At 54.8% G+C, this 7,215-nt stretch carries 8 protein-coding genes; 6 read left to right on the forward strand and 2 right to left on the reverse strand.

Features of this window, described 5'->3' with window-relative positions; all coding sequences use genetic code 11:
• The 3 genes from LPA02S_RS11835 to LPA02S_RS09855 all read left to right on the forward strand — a co-directional run.
• Positions 1-185: hypothetical protein (locus LPA02S_RS11835; RefSeq protein WP_225354998.1), on the forward strand; the 185-nt coding region annotated here is incomplete at its 5' end.
• 35 nt (positions 186-220) lie between these two features.
• Positions 221-1,573, forward strand: a complete 1,353-nt coding sequence (locus tag LPA02S_RS09850; RefSeq protein ID WP_056956666.1) for a threonine/serine exporter family protein — start codon at positions 221-223, stop codon at positions 1,571-1,573.
• A gap of 325 nt (positions 1,574-1,898) precedes the next feature.
• Complete coding sequence (locus LPA02S_RS09855; RefSeq protein ID WP_056956665.1) at positions 1,899-2,915, forward strand: YihY/virulence factor BrkB family protein; 1,017 nt, start codon at positions 1,899-1,901, stop codon at positions 2,913-2,915.
• A gap of 65 nt (positions 2,916-2,980) precedes the next feature.
• On the opposite strand, the gene LPA02S_RS09860 is transcribed toward LPA02S_RS09855, so the two are convergent.
• Both LPA02S_RS09860 and LPA02S_RS09865 read right to left on the reverse strand, forming a co-directional pair.
• Positions 2,981-3,502 carry a ClbS/DfsB family four-helix bundle protein gene (locus LPA02S_RS09860; protein WP_054651772.1) on the reverse strand — a complete coding sequence of 174 codons (522 nt, stop codon included), beginning with the start codon at positions 3,500-3,502 and terminating at the stop codon, positions 2,981-2,983.
• A gap of 254 nt (positions 3,503-3,756) precedes the next feature.
• The gene (locus LPA02S_RS09865; RefSeq protein WP_054651770.1) at positions 3,757-4,128 is read right to left on the reverse strand and encodes a DUF4828 domain-containing protein; all 372 of its coding nucleotides are present in this window, start codon (positions 4,126-4,128) and stop codon (positions 3,757-3,759) included.
• Positions 4,129-4,357: 229 nt separating this feature from the next.
• On the opposite strand from LPA02S_RS09865, the gene LPA02S_RS09870 reads away from it, so the two are divergent.
• The 3 genes from LPA02S_RS09870 to LPA02S_RS09880 all read left to right on the forward strand — a co-directional run bounded on the left by LPA02S_RS09870 (position 4,358) and on the right by LPA02S_RS09880 (position 7,111).
• Complete coding sequence (locus LPA02S_RS09870; protein ID WP_054651768.1) at positions 4,358-5,344, forward strand: Gfo/Idh/MocA family protein; 987 nt, start codon at positions 4,358-4,360, stop codon at positions 5,342-5,344.
• Positions 5,345-5,449: 105 nt separating this feature from the next.
• A complete protein-coding gene (locus LPA02S_RS09875; protein ID WP_056956664.1) occupies positions 5,450-6,757 on the forward strand; it encodes a DEAD/DEAH box helicase in 1,308 nt (435 codons plus the stop codon).
• A 30-nt stretch (positions 6,758-6,787) separates the two neighbouring features.
• Positions 6,788-7,111 (forward strand): PTS lactose/cellobiose transporter subunit IIA, encoded by a 324-nt coding sequence (locus tag LPA02S_RS09880; protein WP_054651766.1) that lies wholly within the window; start codon positions 6,788-6,790, stop codon positions 7,109-7,111.
• The last annotated feature ends 104 nt before the right edge of the window (positions 7,112-7,215 follow it).

Raw genomic sequence — 7,215 nt, forward strand, 5'->3', positions numbered from 1 at the left:
GGAGTACCCCACGAAAGCCGCAGCTCACCGGTCCGACCAACGCTGCCGTCGACCACTACCGTAGCAACCCACAGCGCAGGGCACGTAAGCCGCAACCCCGCCGCCACTTTGCCAGCACAGCCGTCCACCATCCCAAAGTTGCTTTCACAACGAGTGTGATTAGTGGTAACTTAAATAGTAATTGATATTTTCACGCTGCAGTTTTCATTCGGAGGTTACCATGGACCACTCTAATGGTGATGAGTTACATTATCACGCGCCACTTTCCCAGCAACACCACATGTCGATTCCCTGGCATAGCTTTGTAGTTAACCCACAGGCACCGGTGACGCAAAGTAGTCTTACCGAACGCTCCAGCATCGTTGGGCGGGTGGGCATTATCATGCTGTCCTGTGGTACCGGAGCCTGGCGTGTGCGGGAAGCTATGAACACGATTGCGCGCCACCTCGGATTAACTTGTGCCGCCGATGTGGGGCTCGTCTCCATTCAGTACACATGTTTCGAATCCGGCCGTCACTATTCCCAGACCATGTCGCTACCTAAAAGTGGGGTCAACACCGACAAGTTGACCGTTATCGCTCGGTTTGTGGCTGACTTTGAGGACAACTGTCTGGAAATGACGGCCCACGAGATTCACCTCCAGTTGGATAAGATTCAGCAAAAACCAGGTAACTTTAACGCCTGGCAGGTGGGACTGGCCTCAGCTTTGGCTTGTAGCGCGTTCGTCTTTCTGCTCGGCGGCGGTCCGATCGAAATGTTGTGCTGCTTTTTAGGGGCCGGCGTCGGGAACTACCTGCGGCGCATCATGGGCGAACATAGCATCACCTATACGGCTAGTACCGCGGTCAGCGTGGCAGCAGCTTGTGTATCATACCTATTGCTGTTTAGCGTCCTACGTCTAGGGCTACACGTTGCGCCGGCACATGAGGCGGGCTACATTGGGGCCATGTTGTTCGTAATTCCCGGCTTCCCGTTCATTACCAGTGGGCTGGACATCGCCAAGCTGGATATGCGTTCGGGATTGGAGCGGATGACATACGCCATCAACGTGATTGTGGTGGCGACCCTAACTGGCTGGGTGGTGGCCATGCTGGTGCACTTTCAGCCAGCGAACTTTATTGCCCTTAACCTCGGTGCGGGTACGCTGATGGCTTTGCGCTTGGTGGCGAGCTTCTGCGGGGTGTTCGGTTTCTCCATTATGTTCAACAGCCCCGTTAAAATGGCGGCAGTAGCCGGTTGTATTGGCGCGGTGGCGAATACGTTGCGGTTGGAACTGAGCGATGCACAGGTACCAGCAGCTGCGGCGGCGTTCATTGGGGCGTTGGTGGCAGGATTGCTGGCATCACTTATTCGGCAGCAAATGGGCTATCCCCGAATCTCACTGACGGTCCCGTCAATCGTGATTATGGTGCCAGGACTGTACATGTACCGGGCAGTGTACAACCTGGGCCTCAACAACTTTGCGGTGGGTGGTTCCTGGTTGATCAAAGCCGCCCTGATGGTCGTCGCATTACCGTTGGGATTAGCGGCGGCGCGGATTTTAACCGATAATGAGTGGCGGCACTGTAATTAGACAGTTAATGACACATGAGAGTGGGCCACAATGCGGTTAGCTCCCGAGCACTAATGTAATAAAGCCGATATTTCCGAACTTAGGAATATCGGCTTTATTGGGTTAGGCACAGGGAGCTGCATGGTGGTCCACGTTTGTAGGCCGGCTTCGCACCTTAACTCTGATTGGTCAGAGGCCGGCTGGCGTTGATGCTCATTGCTTTGACGAAGCCGCTAATTATGACCAGGCCCCGTGCGTTTTGCTTTATCCACAAGGTTAGGTGCCGCTTGCCCGTTGCGCTTTGCTATAATTAAATTATTAAGAAATTGCGAAGGGAGTGGGCACGATGACTAAATCACGGCGGTGGCGATTAAATCGCGATTCGCGGACGACGGCGATCCGTAAAATTGGTATCTCCGCGGCGGACCAGCAGCGGCTGCGGGAAACGAACCAGCCGTTAGCGCGGGTCGCGGTTCCACGGCGGGCAAAGCTGGGGGCGACTTTGCTGCGTGCCTGGCGCCGTTATAGCGACGCCGAGATTGGAACGCGGGCCGCGTCGGTGACCTACTACACCGTGTTGAGCCTGTTCCCACTCCTGATTACCGTGGGGAACCTGCTGCCCGTCTTTGGGCTGAGCTATAGCAACATCTCGCAGTACCTCGCGCAGGTAATTCCGTCACGCATCATGACCTGGCTGAATCCCATCATCAAGGGGTTACTGACCAGTACGAGTGGCGGGGTTTTATCCATCGGGGCGGTGGCCACACTGTGGACTGCCAGCCTGGGGATTACCGAACTTAAGAACGGGTACAACCGCGTGTACGGCGTGAAGCCCGCGCAAAACTTCATCATTAAGCGACTCGTGTCGATGTTGCTATTGCTGGCGCTGGTCCTGGTCATGGGTGCAGTCCTGCTGTCATTTACCTTTGGTAGTCAGTTCCTGGAGTGGTTAGTGCCGGTAATTGGGCTGGACGATACCTGGCTCCAAACCTTCAATGATTGGCGATGGCCCGTGACGCTAGTGGCGGTGGTCACCGTGATTATCATCGTGGATTATGCGTTGCCGAACGTGAAAACCAAGCTACGGTACGTGTTACCGGGTGCCTTATTTTCAGTGGTCACGTTGCTGGCCGTCTCGCAGTTATTCACCTTGTACATGCGCTACTTTGGTACCCGCTACAGCTCGTACGGAACTATCGGCACGGTGATGGTGCTCATGTTGTGGTTGGATTTATCGGCCATGCTACTCATTATTGGTGCGTTGATCAACGCGATGGTGGGGGAGTATTATCTGGGTCGGCCACGGCATGCTCGGGGCAAAGTGTATGACTTGGTGGGTCATGACCGTCATGAGCTTAAATAAAACAATAGGGTAGCACCAGCACGCAGATAATTGTGCTGATGCTACCCTATTGACGTGAGTGGGGTCTATGCCCGGGTTGTTGCTCGTGCTTCACGCTTAAACTTGCGTAAAATCTTAACGGCCCACACGTAGTTGCCGTACGTAATCGCCGTTGCATAAGCGCCCAGGTCAGTTGAACCCGTCCACTTGTAGAAACCCTTGATAAACAATTGTTCGTTAATCAGGTCTTCCACCTGGTGGATAATGGCCGCATGTGATTCCTCAAAGGCGGTCTTGGCGTCAGTTAGGCTAACGTCCTGGTGCTCAGCAAGGATGTGCTTATTCAGTGCTGCGTAATCCTGCCACGTGTATGGGCGCGGGAGAAACCGTACGTGGTGTCCCTCCAAATTAGCGCTACTCCATTTCAGGTACATTTGTTGCCACGTTGCTAGGTGAACCAGAACGTCACGAACGTTTTGTTCTGGAATCTGAAAGTCAAAGTTACCCGACTCACCTTGATCGGGTAATGAGTTAATTAAGCTCCATACCTTATCGTATTCCGTGCGCGCTGCAACCAATAGTTCTTTTCTTGATTCAGGTTTTGCCATTGCTGCTCCTCCTCCATCAAAGACACATATTAGTAGATTCTGCCACCTATATAATGAATCTTTTGGAAATTCTTTGCAAGCGGTTTAAAAATGCGACGCGTTATTTATAGCTGTGACACCTTCGTTATCTATGCGTAAAGGCGATTAGGAGGTGACCGCTACCGTTATTCTTTTTGGGGCGGCATCACGACTCGTAGCGTACGCAAAACGCCCCACCGTGACTGTGGCGGGGCGTCGCGTTTGTTATATTGATGCTAATCATCCGTCGCTTCATCCTCGGCCTCGGGATAAATAATGGCGTAGGTTTCATCCTCGGCCTCATCATAAATGGTTTCCGGGATTCCCCCCGTGCACCGAACGATGAGGTGGTAACCAAAGTGGTCGATGAAGGTCAAAGCGTCGCGGGTAACACCGACAATCTGGCCGGGTAATTGCTTGTTGTCGATCATAATATCGAGGTTTGCGTTCACGGTCAGCCGGTGGCGGCGATTCGTGGCACTGTCGATAAAATCAAAGCTACCTTCATATATCTGGGCCAGCGCCAATGCTGGGTTACTGTCGTTATCGTTCACGTGGTGATTACGTCGGTTATTGATTGAGCGTAGTGATCGCCAAAGATTGACCATGAATTACACCTCCTTCGTAATTATCATAGCACCAAGCACATTACTTGCGGGGTCAATTTGATTAAATATTTTTGTCAGATTTGTGTACGGTCACTTTGCGAATGAAAGCGGCGATATGGAAATGGCGTCTTTGTTTGTTTAGGCCTGTTAGGTGGGGCGTGTAAACTGTTACAATAGAGAAGAAAGTAATGCGTTTACAACAACTATTGCACCCAAAGGGGGAAGCTGCATGTTACGTTTAGGTATCATCGGTACCAATTGGATTACTAAGCAGTTCATCGACGCCGCTCAGGGTACCGGGCGGTTTGAACTGACGGCTGTGTATTCTCGACACCTGGACAAGGCCCAGGAGTTTGCGACTAATTATGATGATGAGGTGGCGTTGTTTGATGACCTGACAGCGTTTTTGAACAGCTCATACTTTGACGTGGTGTACATTGCTAGTCCCAACAGCCTGCACGCGGCACAAACGTTGGCGGCCGTTAATGCGGGTAAGCACGTCATCGTGGAGAAGCCGATGGTTGCAAATGTGGCCGACTTCGCCGCGTTGGATGCGGCCATGGCGGCCCATCCCGACGTCTTTGTCTTTGAAGCCGCGCGCCACGTCTACGAAGAGAACTTCCACCGCGTGCGTGATTTCATCGCCGACCACCAGGTGACCGGCGCGACGCTCGTGTACATGAAGTATTCCTCACGGTACGATGCCTACCTGGCCGGCCGTGAGCCCAACGTCTTTACCACTAAGTTTGCGGGTGGCGCCATGATGGACCTGGGTGTCTATTTGGTCTACGCCGCGATTGGGTGGTTTGGTGTGCCACAGCATGCGACTTACCAGCCGACAATGCTGCAAAGTGGCGTTGATGGCACCGGCGTGATGCACTTTAGCTACGGTGACTTTGACGTGAACATGATTTGCGGCAAGACCACGCAAAGCTACCTGCCGTCCGAAATCTACTTTGGTAAGGACACGCTCCGCCTGGACGCACCGGAGAGCATCACGCAGATGGACTTCACGACGCCGGACGGTACGCAGCAATTGGCCGGTCCACAGGAGGACAACCCCATGGCGCCGGAAGCGGCGTTCTTCGGCGACACGATTGAGGGCGGTGATCACGAGGCCTGCGCACGGCAGTTGCAGCTTTCGCGGCAGGTCCACCAGGTGATTACCAACATGCGCGTTGCGGCGGGGATTAAATTTCCCGGCGATGAACGGTAATTATCTGTTAGAATAAGAACGATGAGTAACACGGAACTGGGCGCACGCGGCCGGGCGGGATGTATCCGTCGGGTCGCGTGCGTTACGTATAAGGAGCGGCATTTAATGACAGTAGCAACACCATTTCAATCATTGTGGGCTAAGGCGGGATTCAAAGCAGAAACGCCCATTCAAGCAGCGGTCGCGGAGCCGTTACGAGCGGACCGTGACGTCGTGGGTTTAGCACCCACGGGGTCGGGTAAGACGCTGGCCTTTGGGTTACCACTCCTGGAAAAAGTTGTACCGGGGGATGGCATCCAAATTATTATTCTGTCACCGTCGCAGGAGCTTGCCGTGCAGACGCGGGACGTATTGCAGCCCTATGCTCAGGTAATCGGAGTGCATGTGACCGCCATTACGGGTAGCGCGAACGTGGCCCGGCAAAAGGAACAGCTCAAGAAGCACCCAGAGGTTGTGGTGGCCACCGTTGGGCGGTTGCTAGAGCTCGCCGACGACGGGGTGGCCAAGTTGCATAATTTGGAGACCATGGTGGTGGATGAAGCGGACGAATTACTGCGCGATCCTGGCTTGGGTCAGGTGCGCGACTTGCTACAACACGCTCCAGGTGAACTGCAACTGGCCTTTTTCTCCGCCACTGATGGTCCGGTGCTCCACGAGTTGCACAAGTGGTTTGGCGTTGAGCCGGAAGTGGTCGATGTGCGTGCGGTGGACCATACCCAGGGTGAGGTCCACCATTACTTCTTGCGTGGTGGCCGGGAACACCAGGTGGCGTGGTTGGGCCGTTTGGCGCACACGGAGGGCTTCCAGGCACTTGTTTTCTTCAATAAGAACGCCAGCATGGAACGCGCGGCCGGTATTTTGCGTCACCAGCGGATTAAGTTTGCCGTGCTGTCGCGTAATGCCCGGGCGCAGGAGCGCAAGCAGGCCATGGTGGGGTTCCGCAAAGGCAAAATTAAGTTGCTATTGGCGACTGATTTGGCTGGTCGCGGGTTGGACCTAATCAAGCTGCCGGCAGTTATCAACTTTGAGGTGCCCCGGACGGCCACGGCGTACATTCACCGGGCCGGACGGACAGGACGGATGGGTAATCCGGGTACGGTGATTACGATGGGTGATGACCATGATTTCCGGGACCTGAAAAAGTTGGTGCCACAATATGCGGTTGAACGCGCGTACGTGGGCAACCACGGTCTGACTACCGAGCGGCCGGTGAGTGAGGCGGATGAGCAGCTCCGTGCTAAGAAGCGGCAACCCAAAGAGCAGGCTAATACTCGCGTTCGGGCGACCGCTGGCGAGGCTGGTAAACAGCCCCGTTTGCAGGACGCGGTGACCGGTACGGTGGCGCCGCAGAAGAAGGCGCACAAAAAGAACCGCGCACGTAACCGGAAGAATAAGGGCAAGCCCAAGAAGTAGGGCGCATACCAGGGTATGGAGGTATTGCTGATGACGGTATCTGATACGGATGAGATGATGACGTTGATTAGTGCGGCGACTAACGCGCGGGACGCGGCAATGGCAGCGATGGCGTCAAGTCGCGCGGGTAAGTTTGCGCAGGCGGATCAGCGGTTGGCGTTGGTGGGGCAGTACGTGCAGCAGGCGCAGGACGCGCATACCCACCTGTTAACGCTGGAAGCGCGCGGTGAGCTGCCGCAGGTGAAGTTGCTGTTGGTACATGCGGAGAGTTACTTAACGAACGCGGCGACGATGCAGGCGGTGGCGACGGAGTTTCAGGCGGTGTACCAAAGGCTAGCCGACGCAAATATCTAAAAATGTTGGCAAGTGGGGGTGCCGTAGCGTGCTACGACTTGGTGGACCGCTCCACGGTGAGCGCCGCAGTGGCTGGTCGTACTGGCGTGGCGGCTCCGGTTGAG

The sequence above is a fragment of the Lacticaseibacillus pantheris DSM 15945 = JCM 12539 = NBRC 106106 genome (genome assembly GCF_001591865.1).
In the GTDB taxonomy this organism is placed as follows: Bacteria; Bacillota; Bacilli; order Lactobacillales; family Lactobacillaceae; genus Lacticaseibacillus; species Lacticaseibacillus pantheris.

What these genes read in the sequence shown, in the direction of transcription:
- LPA02S_RS09850 (WP_056956666.1), top strand. Translation starts at nt 221, where the DNA reads ATGGACCACTCTAATGGTGATGAGTTACATTATCACGCGCCACTTTCC.
- LPA02S_RS09855 (WP_056956665.1), top strand. Translation starts at nt 1,899, where the DNA reads ATGACTAAATCACGGCGGTGGCGATTAAATCGCGATTCGCGGACGACG.
- LPA02S_RS09860 (WP_054651772.1), bottom strand. Translation starts at nt 3,502, where the DNA reads ATGGCAAAACCTGAATCAAGAAAAGAACTATTGGTTGCAGCGCGCACG.
- LPA02S_RS09865 (WP_054651770.1), bottom strand. Translation starts at nt 4,128, where the DNA reads ATGGTCAATCTTTGGCGATCACTACGCTCAATCAATAACCGACGTAAT.
- LPA02S_RS09870 (WP_054651768.1), top strand. Translation starts at nt 4,358, where the DNA reads ATGTTACGTTTAGGTATCATCGGTACCAATTGGATTACTAAGCAGTTC.
- LPA02S_RS09875 (WP_056956664.1), top strand. Translation starts at nt 5,450, where the DNA reads ATGACAGTAGCAACACCATTTCAATCATTGTGGGCTAAGGCGGGATTC.
- LPA02S_RS09880 (WP_054651766.1), top strand. Translation starts at nt 6,788, where the DNA reads ATGACGGTATCTGATACGGATGAGATGATGACGTTGATTAGTGCGGCG.